Annotated in this window: 1 protein-coding gene; it reads left to right on the top strand. The window is 58.9% G+C overall.

Annotated elements, in window-relative coordinates:
- The coding region (locus tag AC1DRJ_RS29065; RefSeq protein ID WP_477805167.1) for an MFS transporter at positions 1-1,079 on the top strand (1,079 nt) is incomplete at both ends.

Consider the following 1,079-nt stretch of genomic DNA (forward strand, 5'->3'; position numbering starts at 1 on the left):
CCGCTACCCAGGCCATCGTTGACGAGAAACACGCCGTTTACAAACGCATTACCCTGCGTTTGATCCCCTTCATCTTCATCTGCTACCTGTTCAACTACCTCGACCGGGTGAACGTTGGATTTGCCAAACTGCAGATGCTCGACGCCCTGAAATTCAGCGAAACCGTGTACGGCCTCGGTGCCGGAATTTTCTTTATCGGCTACGTGCTGTGCGGCGTGCCGAGCAATCTGGCCCTGACCAAATTCGGCCCACGGCGCTGGATTGCGCTGATGATGATCGTCTGGGGCACGCTCTCGACTTGCTTGCTATTCGTCACGACACCGACCGAGTTTTATACGTTGCGCCTGTTCACCGGGGCGGCGGAAGCCGGGTTCTTCCCGGGCGTGGTGCTGTATCTCTCGCAATGGTTCCCGACCTTTCGCCGTGGCCGCATCATGGCGCTGTTCATGTCGGCGATTCCGGTGTCCGGCCTGCTCGGAAGTCCGTTTTCCGGCTGGATCCTCAATCACTTCGGCGCAGGCCAGGCGGGTCTGGCGGGTTGGCAGTGGATGTTCCTGCTGCAAGGCATTCCGACCGTCATCCTCGGCGCCCTCGCCTATTTCCTGCTGAGCGACAGCTACGCCAACGCCAAATGGCTGACCCCGTTTGAACGCGCGGTGCTGGAAGCCGATCACGCGCAAGACCTGGCGAACAAACCGAAAACCACCACCGATTCGCTGTTGGCAGTGTTCAAGAACCCGGCGATCTGGGCGTTCGGCCTGGTCTATTTCTGCATCCAGAGCGGCGTATACGCGATCAACTTCTGGTTGCCGTCGATCATCAAGAACCTCGGTTTCAGCGATAACCTGGTGATTGGCTGGTTGAGTGCGATTCCCTATCTGCTGGCGGCAGTGTTCATGTTGCTGGTCGGCCGTTCGGCTGACTTGCGCAAAGAACGCCGCTGGCATTTGGTGGTGCCAATGTTGATGGGCGCGGTCGGTCTGCTGATTGCGGTGAACTTTGCGACCACGCCAGCCATTGCAATTCTCGGCCTGACCATCGCCACCATGGGCGCCCTGACCGGTTTGCCGATGTTCTGG

It is taken from the genome of Pseudomonas sp. P5_B2 (genome assembly GCF_056400445.1).